General features: G+C 51.0%; 15 protein-coding genes. 5 read left to right on the top strand and 10 right to left on the bottom strand.

The genetic code is table 11. The features are described 5' to 3' along the window. The first annotated feature begins 16 nt into the window (after window positions 1–16). A complete protein-coding gene (locus ACMV8I_RS04265) occupies window positions 17–2,083 on the top strand; it encodes a carbon starvation CstA family protein (RefSeq protein ID WP_498863948.1) in 2,067 nt (688 codons plus the stop codon). Then, window positions 2,076–2,381: a YbdD/YjiX family protein gene (locus ACMV8I_RS04260; protein ID WP_498863947.1), complete on the top strand. Its 306-nt coding sequence runs from the start codon at window positions 2,076–2,078 to the stop codon at window positions 2,379–2,381. The genes ACMV8I_RS04265 and ACMV8I_RS04260 overlap by 8 nt, the downstream gene beginning before the upstream one ends. Before the next feature lie 88 nt (window positions 2,382–2,469). On the opposite strand, the gene kdgT is transcribed toward ACMV8I_RS04260, so the two are convergent. The 3 genes from kdgT to araD form a co-directional block, all read right to left on the bottom strand. Further along, window positions 2,470–3,468: a 2-keto-3-deoxygluconate transporter gene (gene kdgT / locus ACMV8I_RS04255; RefSeq protein WP_498863946.1), complete on the bottom strand. Its 999-nt coding sequence runs from the start codon at window positions 3,466–3,468 to the stop codon at window positions 2,470–2,472. A gap of 378 nt (window positions 3,469–3,846) precedes the next feature. Further along, window positions 3,847–4,512, bottom strand: a complete 666-nt coding sequence (gene fsa, locus ACMV8I_RS04250; RefSeq protein WP_498863945.1) for a fructose-6-phosphate aldolase — start codon at window positions 4,510–4,512, stop codon at window positions 3,847–3,849. Window positions 4,513–4,608: 96 nt separating this feature from the next. Next, on the bottom strand, window positions 4,609–5,304 hold the full coding sequence (araD, locus tag ACMV8I_RS04245) for an L-ribulose-5-phosphate 4-epimerase (RefSeq protein ID WP_498863944.1): 696 nt from the start codon (window positions 5,302–5,304) through the stop codon (window positions 4,609–4,611). A gap of 340 nt (window positions 5,305–5,644) precedes the next feature. Between araD and osmB the strand changes: the two genes are divergently transcribed. Then, window positions 5,645–5,872: an osmotically-inducible lipoprotein OsmB gene (gene osmB, locus ACMV8I_RS04240; RefSeq protein ID WP_498864714.1), complete on the top strand. Its 228-nt coding sequence runs from the start codon at window positions 5,645–5,647 to the stop codon at window positions 5,870–5,872. Between the two features lie 193 nt (window positions 5,873–6,065). Here osmB and yciH read toward each other — a convergent pair whose 3' ends face one another. Then, a complete protein-coding gene (gene yciH / locus ACMV8I_RS04235; protein ID WP_498863943.1) occupies window positions 6,066–6,395 on the bottom strand; it encodes a stress response translation initiation inhibitor YciH in 330 nt (109 codons plus the stop codon). An 11-nt stretch (window positions 6,396–6,406) separates the two neighbouring features. After that, complete coding sequence (gene pyrF, locus ACMV8I_RS04230; RefSeq protein WP_498863942.1) at window positions 6,407–7,135, bottom strand: orotidine-5'-phosphate decarboxylase; 729 nt, start codon at window positions 7,133–7,135, stop codon at window positions 6,407–6,409. Window positions 7,136–7,326: 191 nt separating this feature from the next. Here pyrF and ACMV8I_RS04225 point away from each other — a divergent pair, with 191 nt between their 5' ends. Continuing rightward, window positions 7,327–7,608 (top strand): Arc family DNA-binding protein, encoded by a 282-nt coding sequence (locus ACMV8I_RS04225; protein ID WP_498863941.1) that lies wholly within the window; start codon window positions 7,327–7,329, stop codon window positions 7,606–7,608. A gap of 151 nt (window positions 7,609–7,759) precedes the next feature. On the opposite strand, the gene lapB is transcribed toward ACMV8I_RS04225, so the two are convergent. The 3 genes from lapB to pgpB form a co-directional block, all read right to left on the bottom strand. After that, entirely contained in the window at window positions 7,760–8,929 is a 1,170-nt protein-coding gene (lapB, locus tag ACMV8I_RS04220) for a lipopolysaccharide assembly protein LapB (RefSeq protein ID WP_498863940.1), read from the bottom strand. Window positions 8,930–8,935: 6 nt separating this feature from the next. Next, a complete protein-coding gene (locus ACMV8I_RS04215; protein WP_498863939.1) occupies window positions 8,936–9,247 on the bottom strand; it encodes a LapA family protein in 312 nt (103 codons plus the stop codon). 273 nt (window positions 9,248–9,520) lie between these two features. Next, on the bottom strand, window positions 9,521–10,291 hold the full coding sequence (gene pgpB, locus ACMV8I_RS04210; RefSeq protein ID WP_498863938.1) for a phosphatidylglycerophosphatase B: 771 nt from the start codon (window positions 10,289–10,291) through the stop codon (window positions 9,521–9,523). Between the two features lie 358 nt (window positions 10,292–10,649). Between pgpB and ribA the strand changes: the two genes are divergently transcribed. Next, the gene (ribA, locus tag ACMV8I_RS04205) at window positions 10,650–11,240 is read left to right on the top strand and encodes a GTP cyclohydrolase II (protein ID WP_498863937.1); all 591 of its coding nucleotides are present in this window, start codon (window positions 10,650–10,652) and stop codon (window positions 11,238–11,240) included. Between the two features lie 110 nt (window positions 11,241–11,350). Here the strand turns inward: ribA and acnA are convergent, their stop codons facing one another. Continuing rightward, a complete protein-coding gene (gene acnA, locus ACMV8I_RS04200; RefSeq protein WP_498863936.1) occupies window positions 11,351–14,026 on the bottom strand; it encodes an aconitate hydratase AcnA in 2,676 nt (891 codons plus the stop codon). A gap of 277 nt (window positions 14,027–14,303) precedes the next feature. After that, window positions 14,304–15,278 carry an HTH-type transcriptional regulator CysB gene (gene cysB, locus ACMV8I_RS04195; protein WP_498863935.1) on the bottom strand — a complete coding sequence of 325 codons (975 nt, stop codon included), beginning with the start codon at window positions 15,276–15,278 and terminating at the stop codon, window positions 14,304–14,306. Window positions 15,279–15,401 lie beyond the last annotated feature (123 nt).

The following is a 15,401-nucleotide window of genomic DNA, read 5'->3' as shown; positions in this document are numbered from 1 at the left end:
CAAGGAGTAATTAATCATGAAAAACGTCAAGTCCAGGATAACCTGGCTGGTGGTGGCGTTAGTCGGCGCCTTTGCCTTTGGCATGCTGGCCCTAAGCCGTGGTGAGCACATTAACGCGGTCTGGTTGGTAGTCGCAGCCCTCGCCTGTTATAGCATCGCTTACCGATTCTACAGCAGGTTTATTGCTGAGAAAGTCTTCGATCTTGATGACCGGCGCATGACGCCAGCCGAGCGGCATAATGACGGTCTGGATTATGTCCCGACCAATAAATGGGTCCTGTTCGGCCACCACTTTGCCGCGATTGCCGGTGCGGGTCCGCTGGTCGGTCCGATTCTGGCGGCGCAAATGGGGTTTCTGCCGGGCACAATCTGGATTTTAGTCGGCGTGATGCTGGCGGGTGCGGTACAGGATTTCCTGATCCTGTTTATTTCGACCCGCCGAGATGGCCGTTCGCTTGGTGAAATGGCCAAACAGGAGTTAGGTCATTTCGCCGGCGTGGTCACAATGCTCGGCGCGCTCGGCGTAATGATCATTATTCTGTCGGCACTGGCGCTGGTGGTGGTGAAAGCGCTGGCGGACAGCCCTTGGGGCTTGTTCACCATTGCGGCGACGATCCCAATTGCGCTGTTTATGGGCATTTATATGCGTTTTCTGCGCCCAGGCAAAATTGCCGAAGTGTCAGCCATCGGTTTTGTGCTGATGATGCTGGCGATTATTTACGGCGGTAACGTGGCTGCTGACCTGTTCTGGGGGCCTATTTTCACTCTGCACGGCACCACGCTGACCTGGGTGCTGGTGATTTACGGGTTTATCGCCTCCGTGTTACCGGTCTGGCTGCTGCTGGCTCCGCGTGACTATCTTTCGACATTTTTGAAAATCGGTGTAATTGCCGGCCTGGCCGTCGGCATTGTGTTTGCGATGCCGGAAATGAGAATGCCGGCGGTAACGAAATTTATCGACGGCAGCGGTCCTGTGTTCTCCGGTAGTCTGTTCCCGTTCCTGTTTATTACCATTGCCTGTGGTTCTATCTCCGGCTTCCACGCGCTGGTTTCCAGCGGCACCACGCCGAAACTGATTGAGCGTGAAAGCCATATCCGTTTCATTGGTTATGGCGCGATGCTGATGGAATCTTTTGTGGCGATCATGGCAATGATTTGCGCCTCGGTTATCGACCCCGGCGTCTACTTTGCCATGAACTCACCGGCCGCGCTGATTGGCACCACGGTAGAAAGCGCATCGCAGGTGATCAACAGCTGGGGCTTCGTGGTTACCCCTGAGACTCTGGCCATGATCGCCAAAGACGTCGGCGAACACTCGATTCTGTCCCGAGCCGGTGGCGCTCCGACCTTCGCGGTTGGCATGGCGCATATTATCACCGAGGTGTTCAACAGCCGCGCCATGATGGCCTTCTGGTATCACTTCGCCATTCTGTTTGAAGCCCTGTTTATCCTGACAGCCGTCGATGCCGGGACCCGTGCCTGCCGCTTTATGGTGCAGGATCTGGTCGGCGTCGCGGTGCCGTCTCTCGCCAATAATCGCTCATGGGTCGGTACGATTGCCGGAACTACAGTAGCCGTAGCCGGTTGGGGTTTTTTTGTCTATCAGGGCGTGGTTGACCCACTCGGCGGTATCAATACGCTGTGGCCGTTGTTTGGTATCGGCAACCAGATGCTGGCATCGATGGCGCTGATTCTGGGTACCGTGGTGTTGTTCAAGATGAAGAAACAACGTTACGCATGGGTAACTATTCTGCCCACCGTCTGGCTGTTTATTACGTCGATGACGGCTGGCTGGCAGAAAATTTTCCACGAGAAGCCGTCGATTGGTTTCCTGGCACAGGCGAAGAAATTCTCCGCTGGAATCGACAGTGGTGAGATTATCAAACCGGCTAAAACGCTGGCAGACATGCATACCATCGTGCTGAATAATCAGATCAACGCTGCACTGTGCGCCTTCTTTATGTTAGTGGCAGTCACCATGCTGGTTTCATCGTTCTTTGTGATCCGCCGCGCGCTGAATTCAGCCACGCCGACGGTACATGAAACAGCAGTCGTTCAGCGCCGGGAGGCCCGCAATGTCTGAAAACCGCCTGATATTCACTCCACTGCACCCGGGCGCGCTGACGATTATCCGCTGCCAGCCGCTGTTTGTGGTCGAACCCAGACCGCAGAATACTGCGCAGTGGCTAAAGCTGATCGCCCGTCGCACCGCCCAAAGCTTTCGTCTGATGGTCGGCGTGCAGGATTACGGCAACTACGTCGCCCACTTTAGCATTCGTAACCCGCACGGTATTCCGCTCTCTGAGCGGGATTTTCACCGAAGATGCCTTGAGGCGAGGTTTCCAAGCGAAGGGGGGAAAATGGGGAAATGTCCCTGTTGATGAGCAAGTGTGGGGCGATTTGTCTTTCGCCCTTTAAATTCAGCTTCTTTATTTTTAATTTAAAAAGGCATGTTCGCATGCCTGAAACCTACTTAATTCTCGCCATTTGGTCGTCCAGACTCACTTTATCTTTGATTGCCTTATTTCGCATCCGGCGAGACCACATGGCGGTGATGATGGGTACAAGTACCGAGGTAACAATCACTGAGGTCGCGACCAGTGCGGTGGCAGCCGGAGCGACGGCTTTAAACTGCGGCACCATTTCCGCAATGAGTACCGGCGTCGCGACAGCAGCACCGGCAGAACTGGAAGCTGCTATTCCGGCCGTTCCGTCACCACCTCCGATAAACTTATCAGTCAGCATCAGAGGAATGCCGGTAACGATGATCACTGACACACCCAGAGCTATACCCAGCAAACCAGTCTGCGCAATCACGGTCAGATTGATGGTATTACCGAGTGCAAAAGCGAAGAATGGAATGAGAGTCTGTACAGCTTTGCCGAAAAATTCGCGCAGTTCAGGGTCAAGATTACCGAGGGCGAAACCAACCAGGAAAGGCAATACCGCGCCGACAAAGACGTGCGGCTCAAAAGAGGCAATACCGGCGGTACCGAGGATGATCATGGTCATCAGCGGGCCGGACTCCAGCGACATCAGTACAAACGCACCGGCCTCTTCCTTAGTACCATATTGCTGCATAATTGAGGCATACAGGCCGCCATTAGTCATGTCCATGGAAGCCACTAGCGCCAGTGTGGATAGCCCAGCAAAGAAGCCGAACTCTACGCCATTCTCCGGAATAAAGTGTGATGCCAACGCAGCAACAACCCAAGCTACAGCGATTTTCGTTAGCACCAGCGTACCAGATTTACGCAGTACCGTTCCAGTGGCACTGAGCTTGATGGAAGCACCCATGCAGAAGAACCAGACTGCCAGAATAGGCACGGTGCCGGAAAGCAGCCCGTTAGTGAATGAACCAAAATACTTTCCGGCTTCCGGGGCAAAAGTGTGGCAAATCGCCCCGATAAATAACGGCACTAACATCATCCCGCCTGGGATCTTTTCTATAGCACGTTTTATACGCATGTTATTTCCACCTGATCTTTATGCTCATTAGCAAAATCCTCGATACAAGTCCCTGCAAGCTATTGTTAAACAACAACAAGTGATTGTATGAAGTGTTTTTTCGATTGACGTAACTGCCGATGATGTCTCATAAACGAACTCAATGGTCGCTAAGGTATCTATTTAAGGGGCTTATGAAAGTGATCAAATTCATGTAAATGAAACATTGTTTCTTTTTTTATGGATCATTGGTTTTATTTAAATGAAACATTGGTTTTTGATCATAAATGGCGACCACATTTCTGTGCGCTATTTGGCAGAGTTAGTGAACAGACGTAAAAAAACCCGCATCGGGAAGACCGGTGCAGGTTTAGACAAAAAAGAAAGAGACTCCTGGCGTTAATTCAGCGCGCAGGTTCCAAAGGCCTGTTGCCAATCCTCATCAAACTGAGCAACGGCGGCGGTGACGGCCGGTGTCCCCAGGAACTGTTCTGCCACATCCACCGGCAAAGTGATCGACTGGCAACCCGCCAGCATGCAATCCACCACCTGACGCGGGGTTCGGAAACTGGCGGCCAGCACTTTGGCGGCCGGTGCGTGTAAACGCAGCAGCGTTTGCAGTTCAGTCACCATCACGATACCGTTCCCGCCCTGCGCGTCGAGACGGTTAACATAAGGCGCAACGTATTCCGCCCCGGCCAGCGCCGAGAGTAACCCCTGACCTGCGCCGTAAACCGCCGTTCCGAGCGTCGGAATGTTCATCAGTTTGAGTTTTTTTATCGCCGCCAGCCCTTCTGCCGTCGCCGGTATTTTAACCACCAGGCCAGGAACACGCTGGGTCAACAGAACAGCTTCGGCTACCATTTGTTCAGCATCCGCCGCCAGCACCTGCGCAAAAAGTTTGCCCGTACCGCCCAAAGCATCCCGCAGCGCTGGCAGGACTTCCCATAATGATTTGCGCTCTTTAGCTACGATGCTCGGATTGGTGGTCACACCCTGCAATGGCAGAATGCGCGACAGGCGTTTTACCGCGCTGACATCGGCGGTGTCCAGATATAACTCCATAACTTTCTCCTTGAAACCTGTAAGCAAATGCAAAGTATTCAAGAGTCTACTCTTTCAGACGCGGTTTTTGTTAAGAGTCATTTAAATGACAGAACCTTACTGACCATAGTAGGCATTTTTACCGTGTTTACGCAGGAAGTGTTTATCCAGCAATTGTGGCTGCATATCGGCAAGGTCTGGCGTCAGCTGGCGGGAGAAGATCCCCATGTAAGCCACCTCCTCAAGCACCACCGCATTATGCACGGCGGTCTCGGCATCTTTTCCCCACGTAAAGGGTCCGTGGGAATGCACCAGAACGGCGGGAACATCACGTGCCGACAGTTTCCGCTCGGCAAAGGTTTTAACAATCACCTCCCCCGTTTCCCATTCATAACGCCCGGCGATCTCCGCTTCGGTCATTTTTCGCGTACAGGGTATATTACCGTAGAAATAGTCAGCATGCGTCGTACCCCACGCAGGAATGTCTTTGCCTGCCTGAGCCCAGATAGTGGCATGGCGCGAATGAGTATGCACAATGCCGCCCGCTTCTGCGAAATTAAGGTACAGCACGCGGTGTGTGTCAGTATCCGATGAAGGCTTTTTGCTGCCTTCCACTACTTTCCCTGTCTCCAACTCGACCACCACCATGTCATCAAGATGCATGTTTTCATATTCCACACCCGACGGTTTAATCACCATCAGTCCCTGCTGACGGTCAACCGCGCTGACATTTCCCCAGGTAAAGGTCACCAGATGGTGTTTTGGCAGCGATAAATTGCCGTGTAAAACCTGTTCTTTAAGTTGCTTTAGCATCGGATATCCCTCAGTGGCCGAAGTTTCCTTTATTCTCTGGTCGGAGCCGACTGTCAGGTATGGGGGAAATAGCTAAAGAGTGCGTAAGGATCTGCTGCAACCTCAAGTTTGCAGCGTGACGCAGTTAGAAGCACAGAGAAAGGTAGAATGGTGTTATTGTGCTATCAGCCCGAGCCATAAAAGCGAATTAAGACTATTCACCTAGTGAATGAACTAGAATTTCACTACTTTATATTCCACTGGGTCGATGTTGCATCCAGATAAAAGGTGAATTAACGGTTATTACCTATACTTATTCATGAGTATGCGGGCTAAATCGTTCCTAAGGAGAGTTACCATGATGACATTTTCAAGTTGTACAACAAAACGTATTGCCAGTGTTGCACTGGTTCTGACTTTGGCGATGTCTGTCAGTGCCTGTGGCAACTGGTCAAAACGCGACCGTAATACCGCTATCGGTGCAGGTGCAGGTGCTTTGGGTGGTGCAGTCCTGACTGACGGAAGTACATTAGGGACATTAGGCGGTGCAGCAGTCGGTGGGATTGTCGGTCACCAGGTGAGTAAATAATAGTGGTTAAAAAAGTATGAAATAGAATAAAGGTTAAAAACTAAAAAAATTTATTTGCTGTGCTTTCATGTCTTTCTTTATTTACTTGTCCTCCCTTAAGAGGATAAACCGGTTATTAAAAAATGCTGCTTCGATGAGGAAGCAGCATTTTTATCAAACGTATTAAACAACATTATTCCTGCTGCGCATGATGTTAACCGCCCGCAAGCTTAACTTTATGACCTTTATCTTCTAACAGCTGCTTCAGTAATTCCCGCTTGTCGCCCTGAATTTCAATAACACCATCTTTCACCGAGCCTCCACAGCCACATTTCTTTTTCAACTCGGCGGCCAATTTGTCAAGAGCCACATCATCGAGACTCAGCCCCAAGAGCAGGCAAACCCCCTTGCCTTTACGGCCGCTGGTCTGTCGTTGAATGCGCACAATACCATCACCTTTAGGGCGTTCGACTTGCGCTTTGGGCGCATCAATTCTGCCGGAATCCGTGGAGTACACCAATCGGCTATTGCTGTCACTTCTCATTTAGGTTCGCCTTAACGCAAGGATTCGCGGATATCACGCAGGGTTTGTGCGGGATCAGCTGACTGAGTTATTGGACGGCCAATCACCATGTAATCGGCACCAACGGCCAGCGCTTGCTGAGGTGTCATCACTCGGCGCTGATCGTCAGCCTGGCTACCTGCGGGGCGAATACCGGGAGTGACCAATTTAAAGTCTCGCCCCAGGGCCGTTTTGAAACGGGTAGCTTCCTGCGCAGAGCAGACCACACCATCAAGGCCACAATCGCGGGCCAGGCGCGCCAGGCGTTCGGCGTAATCAGCCGGAGAAAGCTGGATACCTAAATCGGCTAAATCGCTCTCTTCCATGCTGGTCAGTACAGTAACTGCAATCAGTAAAGGGGCATCACGACCAAAAGAGCTCAGCGCCTCTTTGGCTGCCGTCATCATACGCGCACCACCGCTGGCATGGACATTAACCATCCACACACCCAGTTCAGCCGCAGCGGCTACGGCATGCGCCGTAGTATTAGGAATATCATGGAATTTCAGATCCAAAAAAACATCAAAACCACGCAATTGCAGGTCTTTGACAATTTGCGGGCCAAAATGGGTAAACATCTCTTTGCCGATTTTTAGACGGCAATCACACGGGTCAATGCAATCGGCAAAAGCAAGTGCGGCGGACCTATCGGCATAGTCGAGTGCGACAACAATGGGTGATGATTTCAAGTCATTGTTATGGATGCTATTTTCAGACTTCATTTCGCCAACCTCTTGTCAGTGTTCAGGGAATATTGCCATCTGGCACTTTCTGCCGCCAGCATTTTACCTTTCATCTATTGCAAATCCCAGCCACATCTAATGTTACGTTTTTATGAATTTTTTATGACCCTCTAGACGGCGTAACGCGTGTGGCATAGCGTGGAGTTTTAAGCTGAAGGAAATAGAGCAAAATGAGTGAGATATCCACCCTGACCATCAAGATTCCTGTGGAATTAAAAGAACAGATCCGCGCCGCCGCCGCTGAGGCAGAACATTCACTGAGCGTTGAGGTTTGCGCACGTTTGGAGGAGAGTTTCACTCACAAGGAGAAGAAAAGCGCGAAAGCCAGCGAACATGATATCGATAACCAGCACACCAGCGAAAATGCCGAACCCGCGCTGACGCAAAAAGAACTTAAGAAACTCCGTACCCTGCTTGTCTCTGCACGTAAAACTACCAGTAAGAAGAAGTAGTTTTAAGCTTAGCTCCAAAATTATTTCCTCTAAATCATTCGTGATGCATCAAGGTGGCAACGGTAGGAAACCCTGGGAACTGACATAAGTCAGTGACCAGGGTGACAATCGGCAGCCAACGCAGAAGCTACGCGAAGGAGGAGGAGGATTTTTATTGACCGTCGAGGCCGCGTATCGGCTTGACCGTAGCCCAGGCCCGGCAGGATGGACAATGCCAGTAAAGGGAATGTGCTGTAAAACCACATTTATGACATCGATAGCGCGGTTTGGTGCGTATTTGCTCGCCTACCATATCGCGTAGCAGCATCAGGCTCTCTTTCGCACGCCCTTCCTCTGCATCGGCCAGATGGTAGTCCATCAGATGGTGGAACACGCGCATAGTCGGATGACGCTGTAGCTGGCGGTTCATATAGACCTGAGCAACTTCACGGCCTTCATCTAATTGAATAATCTCTGCCAGCATCAGCTCCGCGCTAGCGCCGGTGTTTTCATCCACACAGCGTTTGAGAAATTCAGCCCAGGGCTGTTGCTCGCCGAGATGCTGGTAGCACTCCTGTAGCATCACCAGCGTTTCGCTGACCACTTCTTTGTCCTGCTCAAGTACGCGTTTTAGCGCATCGGCGGCTTTGGCATATTCACCCTGAGCCATCAGGATACGCCCCTGCATGATTGAGACGCGGGCACAGAGCTTATCGGACGAGGCGGCTTTTTTAAGTAAACCCGTGGCTTTATCCAGATCGTCTGAGGCCATCGCCTGCAGCGCAAGCTCACACCAAAAATGAGCAATCTCTTTACGCCGATTGTCTTTCCCGAGCTTAACCAAACGTTCGGCTACTTCAATGGCATTCTGCCAGTCGCTGGTCGCCTGATGGATAATGAGCAGTTGTTCGAGCGCGAACAGCTGATAATCCTGCTCTTTCACCAGTTGGTTAAACATGTCTTCAGCACGATCATACAACCCGGCAGCCATGTAATCACGCCCCAGTTGCTGTACGGCCAGTAAACGCTGATCGAAAGTCAGTGAGGCACTCTCCATCAATGACTGATGGATGCGAATAGCACGGTCAACTTCACCGCGGGAACGGAACAGGTTGCCCAGCGTCAGATGAGCCTCGACAGTGCTGCTGTCCTCTTTTAGCATTTCGAGAAACAGGTCAACGGCCTTATCCTGCTGGTTAGACAGCAAGAAGTTAACGCCCGCAACGTATTCACGCGACAGGCGGTTGGCGTTTTCCTGTTTATCCTGCTGAGAACTTCTGCGCCCCATGTACCAGCCATAGGCGGCCGCAACGGGCAACAACAGAAACAGCAGCTCTAACATAAAGGGTTATTCCTTGCTGGCAGCGGAAGGCACGACGGGAGTCACAACCGCAGGTATCGGTGCGATCTGCTGTTCCAGACGTTTAATTTTACGCTGAGCACGCCCAAGTGAAAGCCGCACACGCAAATAGAACAAACCACAAATAACCCATCCCAGCACGAAGCCGGTCGCGAACAGCACAGCGAGCAGCGTGGAAACACGGTAATCGCCCTGTGCCAGCAAATAATTGAAGTTTACTATCTGATCGTTATGGGCACCGAGAGTAATGGAGATGACCACAACAACCAGCACAAGCAAAAAAATTAGCAAATATTTCACATTCATTCCTGTAATGCCGGGTGTACCGGATGAATTATGCCAAAAACTCACGTCCTGACCTAATAAGTTAGCATTTCCACTCAAAGCATGGAAATACTCAGAACGGATAAAACACACTTCGGAGAAAGTTTGGACAACTACGTCGCGAAGCAGGTTTCAATTCATATCTGGGGCCTCATATAGCTGGCCTATCCGTGAGATATGGGGACGACTTGCTTGATTTTAAAGGATCTGCCGGTTGGGCACGGTACCGAAACCGGTATCCCGGTCCGATTATTCTACCCCATCACCTTCGCGCCCAGCGATTTCTTGTCTTTCCAATGCCGGCGGTGTCAGCGGACCAATAAACCGTTCGGTCAACCAGCACGCGAGCACCACCAGTATGGCGCTTATACCTACTGATGCCATTAAATCACGCGGCCAATGCATGCCGAGGATCAGACGACTGCCCATCACTATCACCGCCCAGCTCATCATAAAGATCACGGTTTTAAAGTGCCGACGTGGCCATAGAATACCCAACGCCAGCAGCGCCCAAGTGGCGGCAAACATGGTATGTCCCGATGGAAATGCGTATCCGGTATCATTTTGCCAGCTTTTTTTCAGCCAGTGCGGCAGACTGGCATCATCGCCAAGCAGTGCTTTAACCTCATTGCCTCGCGCCTTACCCTTCATGGCATAGAACTCAAGCACATCCATTTCATGGTAAGTCCCTAACCAAGCCACGTAGGGTCTTGGCTCTTTTACTTGCCCTTTAATGAAATCTTTTACGTACTGACCGACTACAATGGCAGCGGCCAGAATGAACACCAATACCACGGCGGCTTTAAGACGAAACCTCAGGCACCAAAGGAACCACGCGCACAAGATTATGGTGGTGATAATTCCCCAGGGTTTGCTGACTGTTTCCGTCACCCAAAACAACGGACGAAGAATCAATGGATTCTGACCGGGGATCCATAGCCAGCCACTGGCCCATACTACCGCGGGCATAGCTAATAAAATGAGTGTGCCAATAATGACACGCCTGACAATAGGGTACATGGACGCCCTCAAAAAAAGTCAAAGAGTCGTAGTGTAGCAATCTTGTAACACCTTAACATCCAATAAAAAATCCCCGTTGAAGAAGCAGATATACCTCATGATATTTGAAAGATTGATTCAAATATTCAGGCTAAAGAATCGACATTTTTATGGCAAAATAGTGCCTTAATTGTTGTGAACTCTGTGTGCGAAAGCTTTTGTGCTGGTCAATTCAGGCATCTGAACGTAGGATGCGCAACAGCGAATAAAATACTAAACGTTAATAAACAATACTCACCTCATTCGGGCATGTGATTCAGGTAAATAAGCGTAGCTAACACCGCTGCAGCTTGAGGAACGAAGAGTAACGGAGCATAAAATGCAGCTGAAAAGAGTGGCAGAAGCCAAACTGCCTACGCCATGGGGCGATTTCCTGATGGTGGGATTTGAAGAGCTGGCAACAGGTCACGATCATCTGGCATTAGTTTTCGGTGATATCACCGGTGATACACCCGTGCTGTCTCGCGTTCATTCCGAGTGTCTGACCGGCGATGCATTATTCAGCCTGCGTTGCGACTGTGGTTTTCAACTGGAAGCCGCGCTGAGTCACATTGCCGAAGAAGGCCGTGGGATCCTGATGTATCACCGCCAGGAAGGCCGTAATATTGGTATGCTAAATAAAATACGCGCCTATGCCCTGCAAGATAAAGGTTATGACACGGTCGAAGCTAACCATCAGTTGGGTTTCGCCGCTGATGAGCGTGACTTCACCCTCTGTGCCGATATGTATAAGCTGCTGGGCGTGCAGGCTGTACGGCTGCTGACTAACAATCCGAAAAAGGTCGAGATCCTGAGCGAAGCCGGTATCAACATCGTTGAACGCGTTCCGCTTATCGTTGGCAAGAACCCGAAAAATGAGCGGTATCTGGCGACCAAAGCCGCCAAGATGGGTCATCTGCTCGATCAGTAACCTCTTTCAATAAAAACGAAAGGCACCATTTTCAGTGCCTTTCATCTTCAATTTTCCTATTACAGCCCTTCACACATCTGTGTATTTTTCGGATCATTGCATTTTATGGATCACAACATCTTGCGGATCACATAGTGCAAAATACCGCCGTTTTCGAAGTACGTCAGCTCATTGCCAGTATCGATACGGCAGCGGGCATCGACGACTTCGGTATGACCATCGGCATAGGTGATGTGCACCGGTACAGTCTGAGCCGGCTTTAAAGACTGCATACCGCTGATACTGATGGTTTCATCACCGGTCAGCTTCAGCGTTTTGCGCGTCACACCCTGCGGGAACTCCAGCGGAAGAATGCCCATACCGATAAGGTTCGAACGGTGAATACGCTCGAAAGATTCGGCAATCACTACCCGCACGCCCAGCAGACGTGGGCCTTTCGCCGCCCAGTCACGGCTGGAGCCTGAGCCATATTCTTTACCAGCAATCACCGCTGTCGGCACGCCCTCATGCTGATAGCGCATCGCCGCGTCATAAATTGCCAGCTGTTCCTGTGACGGAATATGCCGGGTAAAGCCCCCTTCTACACCCGGTACCATTTCGTTGCGGATACGGATGTTAGCAAAAGTACCGCGCATCATGACTTCATGGTTACCACGACGTGAACCATAGGAGTTAAACGCCTTAGGCTCAACGCCATGTTGCGTAAGATAGCGACCAGCAGGACTTTCCGCTTTGATATTACCCGCCGGGGAAATGTGGTCGGTCGTTACTGAGTCGGCCAGGATCGCCAGAATACGCGCATCGCAGATATCCTCGATAGCATCAGGCTCGGCTTTCATGTTGCTAAAGAACGGTGGGTGGCGAATATAGGTGGAATCCTCCTGCCATGCGTAGGTCGGCGTTCCATCGACCTTAATAGCCTGCCAGTTCGCATCACCATTGAAGACTTCGGCGTACTCCCGGTGGAACATGTCGGTTTTTACCTGTTCTACCGCTTTGGCAATCTCGTTTGACGATGGCCAGATATCTTTCAGATAGACCGGCTTTCCATCCTGATCTTCGCCGAGCGGGTCATGCGTCAGGTCCACTTTCATGTTACCTGCCAACGCATAGGCCACCACCAGCGGCGGCGAGGCCAGCCAGTTAGTTTTGATCAGTGGGTGAATACGTCCTTCGAAATTACGGTTACCCGAGAGCACTGCGCCGACAGTAAGGTCACCCTCTTTGATCGCTGCTTCGATGGGATCGGCCAGCGGCCCGGAGTTACCAATACAGGTGGTACAGCCGTAACCTACCAGATTGAAACCCAGTTTCTCCAGATATGGCATCAGTCCGGCAGCGTTGAGATATTCGGTCACGACTTTGGAGCCTGGCGCCAGTGAAGTTTTCACCCACGGCTTACTGGTCAGGCCTTTTTCAGCAGCATGTTTCGCCAGTAGCCCGGCGGCCATCAGCACGCTCGGGTTAGACGTATTAGTACAAGAGGTAATAGCCGCAATGACTACAGCGCCAGTTGTCAACTGGTGATGCTGTCCGTCGAGAATAAAGCTTTCTGACTGCGTCTGTTTGCCTTTGGCATTGCCAATTTCTAGCTCAGTGGCAGCGTTAAACGCGTTTGGCACGTTAGGCAATGCGACACGGTCTTGCGGACGTTTCGGCCCCGCAAGGCTAGATTCCACCAGCCCCATATTCAGTTCCAACGAGCTGGTAAATACGGGCTCGTCACCTTCATTTCGCCACAGCCCCTGTGCACGGCTGTAGGCCTCAACCAACGCGATTTGCTCGTCGCTGCGCCCGCTGAGTTTCATATAGCTCAAGGTGACTTCATCGACCGGGAAGAAGCCGCAGGTTGCGCCAAATTCTGGTGACATATTGGCGATAGTCGCACGGTCAGCCAGCGGCAAGTCCGCCAGGCCATCACCGTAAAATTCGACAAATTTCCCTACAACACCATGTTTACGCAACATCTGGGTCACGGTCAGCACCAGGTCGGTGGCGGTGATCCCTTCACTGAGCTTGCCGGTCAGTTTAAAACCGACCACATCAGGGATCAGCATCGATACCGGCTGGCCCAACATCGCCGCTTCGGCTTCAATCCCGCCCACGCCCCAGCCCAAGATACCAAGACCGTTGATCATGGTGGTATGGGAGTCGGTGCCCACTAAGGTATCGGGATAGGCCACGGTTTTACCGTCAATGTCTTCATGCCATACCGTCTGCCCCAAATATTCGAGGTTTACCTGATGGCAAATGCCGGTGCCCGGTGGTACGACGCGGAAACGGTTGAAGGCTTTTTGCCCCCAGCGCAGGAAAATATAGCGTTCATGGTTGCGCTCCATCTCCAGACGGACATTCTCGTCGAACGCTTTACTGTCACCGTATTCATCGACCGTGACCGAGTGATCAATGACTAAATCAACAGGGGTAAGTGGATTGACCTGTTCCACATTGCCGCCCAAACGCTTTACTGCCTGGCGCATGGCAGCGAGATCGACAACCGCCGGAACGCCGGTGAAATCTTGCATAAGTACTCGGGCAGGACGGTAGGCGATTTCACGATCGGCATGGCCTGTTAGCTGCCAGTCGACCAACGCTTGCAAATCATCTTCGGTGACAGTGTCACCATCAATGTTACGCAGCAGGTTTTCGAGCAGAACTTTGAGGGATTTAGGCAGGCGTTGAATATCACCCAGCTTTTGCGCCGCTTTCGGCAGACTGTAATAGTGATATTCCTTATCGAGGGTTGCCAGCTTATCCTGACTATTCTTCCGAAGATCCGACGACATAGCTTCTCCTTATTATCACGCTTAGCTTTCAGACTACTTTTATTTCAATGGGTTGCAATCAATACAGGTCTTATGCAATAACCTGACAGTGTATAAGTCCTCTTCTAAACATAACACAAAATATGATTAACATTTTGATAACAACACAAAGTGCTCATGCTATTTCGCTTCACTGTTCAACGCGAGTATAGACAGGCAAAAAAAATCCCAACCGCCTTGATGGGCGTTCGGGATCTCTATGTATGCACAAAAGCAGGCGGTTATTTTTATCGTTACATCATTTCACCGGCAGCTTGATGTCCTTGAACATCGCTTCGATATCTTCATTTGAACGCAGTGCAACGGCAGTATCGACGACATCACGTGTCAAATGCGGTGCAAAACGTTGAATGAAGTCATACATGTAGCTGCGCAGGAAAGTACTGCGACGAAAACCGATCTTAGTAGTGCTGAAGGTGAAGATATCGCGGACGTCAACGGTGACCAGATCCGGATCTTGTATCGGGTCCACCGCCATACTGGCAATCACCCCAACACCCAAGCCGAGACGCACATAGGTTTTGATCACGTCAGCATCCGTCGCAGTAAAGACGATATGAGGCGTCAAACCCGCCCGATTAAAGGCGGTGTCCAGCTCGGAACGACCCGTGAAGCCGAAGGTGTAGGTGACAATCGGATAAGCAGCCAACTCTTCGATAGTGACTTTATCTTTACCTGCCAGCGGATGATCGGGCTGAACGACAATGGTGCGATTCCAGTGATAACACGGCAGCATGATCAGGTCATCATAGAGATGCAGCGCTTCGGTCGCGATGGCAAAGTCCGCATTACCCTTTGAAACCGCCTCAGCGATTTGCGTCGGTGAACCCTGATGCATATGCAGGGAAACACGTGGATAACGCTCTATGAAGCCTTTGATAACGTTTGGCAGTGCATAACGTGCTTGTGTGTGGGTGGTCGCCACGTAGAGCGAGCCTTTATCAGGATAAGTGTGTTCACCGGCAACTGCCTTGATAGCATCCACTTTCGACAGCACTTCGCGGGCGATACGGATAATTTCCTGCCCGGCAGGCGTCACTTGCGTCAGATGTTTACCGCTGCGCGTAAAAATCTGGATGCCCAGCTCATCTTCCAGCATACGGACTTGCTTACTGATACCAGGCTGCGAGGTGTATAGGCCTTCCGCCGTAGAAGAGACGTTCAGATTGTGATTAACAACCTCAACGATGTAGCGCAGTTGCTGCAATTTCATTTGTTACACCATCCTAGTTTATTAACCCTGCCTGCCACCCCTGTCCACCCTACGGTTTAAAGGTTTGGAAATTTGTTATTTTTTCCCATTACGCCAACGTTAATCGTCTTCATGCAAAATTTG

The sequence above is a fragment of the Ewingella sp. S1.OA.A_B6 genome (assembly GCF_049889095.1).
Lineage (GTDB): Bacteria > Pseudomonadota > Gammaproteobacteria > Enterobacterales > Enterobacteriaceae > Ewingella.
Note: the sequence above shows the minus strand (reverse complement) of the source record. Positions and strands in the feature narration are given on the sequence as shown.

Bases quoted from the DNA above. Each gene is read 5' to 3' on its own strand.
- lapB (WP_498863940.1), bottom strand. From the start codon at position 8,929: ATGTTAGAGCTGCTGTTTCTGTTGTTGCCCGTTGCGGCCGCCTATGGC.
- pgpB (WP_498863938.1), bottom strand. From the start codon at position 10,291: ATGTACCCTATTGTCAGGCGTGTCATTATTGGCACACTCATTTTATTA.
- araD (WP_498863944.1), bottom strand. From the start codon at position 5,304: ATGCTAAAGCAACTTAAAGAACAGGTTTTACACGGCAATTTATCGCTG.
- acnA (WP_498863936.1), bottom strand. From the start codon at position 14,026: ATGTCGTCGGATCTTCGGAAGAATAGTCAGGATAAGCTGGCAACCCTC.
- osmB (WP_498864714.1), top strand. From the start codon at position 5,645: ATGACATTTTCAAGTTGTACAACAAAACGTATTGCCAGTGTTGCACTG.
- ACMV8I_RS04260 (WP_498863947.1), top strand. From the start codon at position 2,076: ATGTCTGAAAACCGCCTGATATTCACTCCACTGCACCCGGGCGCGCTG.
- kdgT (WP_498863946.1), bottom strand. From the start codon at position 3,468: ATGCGTATAAAACGTGCTATAGAAAAGATCCCAGGCGGGATGATGTTA.
- yciH (WP_498863943.1), bottom strand. From the start codon at position 6,395: ATGAGAAGTGACAGCAATAGCCGATTGGTGTACTCCACGGATTCCGGC.
- fsa (WP_498863945.1), bottom strand. From the start codon at position 4,512: ATGGAGTTATATCTGGACACCGCCGATGTCAGCGCGGTAAAACGCCTG.
- ribA (WP_498863937.1), top strand. From the start codon at position 10,650: ATGCAGCTGAAAAGAGTGGCAGAAGCCAAACTGCCTACGCCATGGGGC.
- ACMV8I_RS04225 (WP_498863941.1), top strand. From the start codon at position 7,327: ATGAGTGAGATATCCACCCTGACCATCAAGATTCCTGTGGAATTAAAA.
- pyrF (WP_498863942.1), bottom strand. From the start codon at position 7,135: ATGAAGTCTGAAAATAGCATCCATAACAATGACTTGAAATCATCACCC.
- cysB (WP_498863935.1), bottom strand. From the start codon at position 15,278: ATGAAATTGCAGCAACTGCGCTACATCGTTGAGGTTGTTAATCACAAT.
- ACMV8I_RS04265 (WP_498863948.1), top strand. From the start codon at position 17: ATGAAAAACGTCAAGTCCAGGATAACCTGGCTGGTGGTGGCGTTAGTC.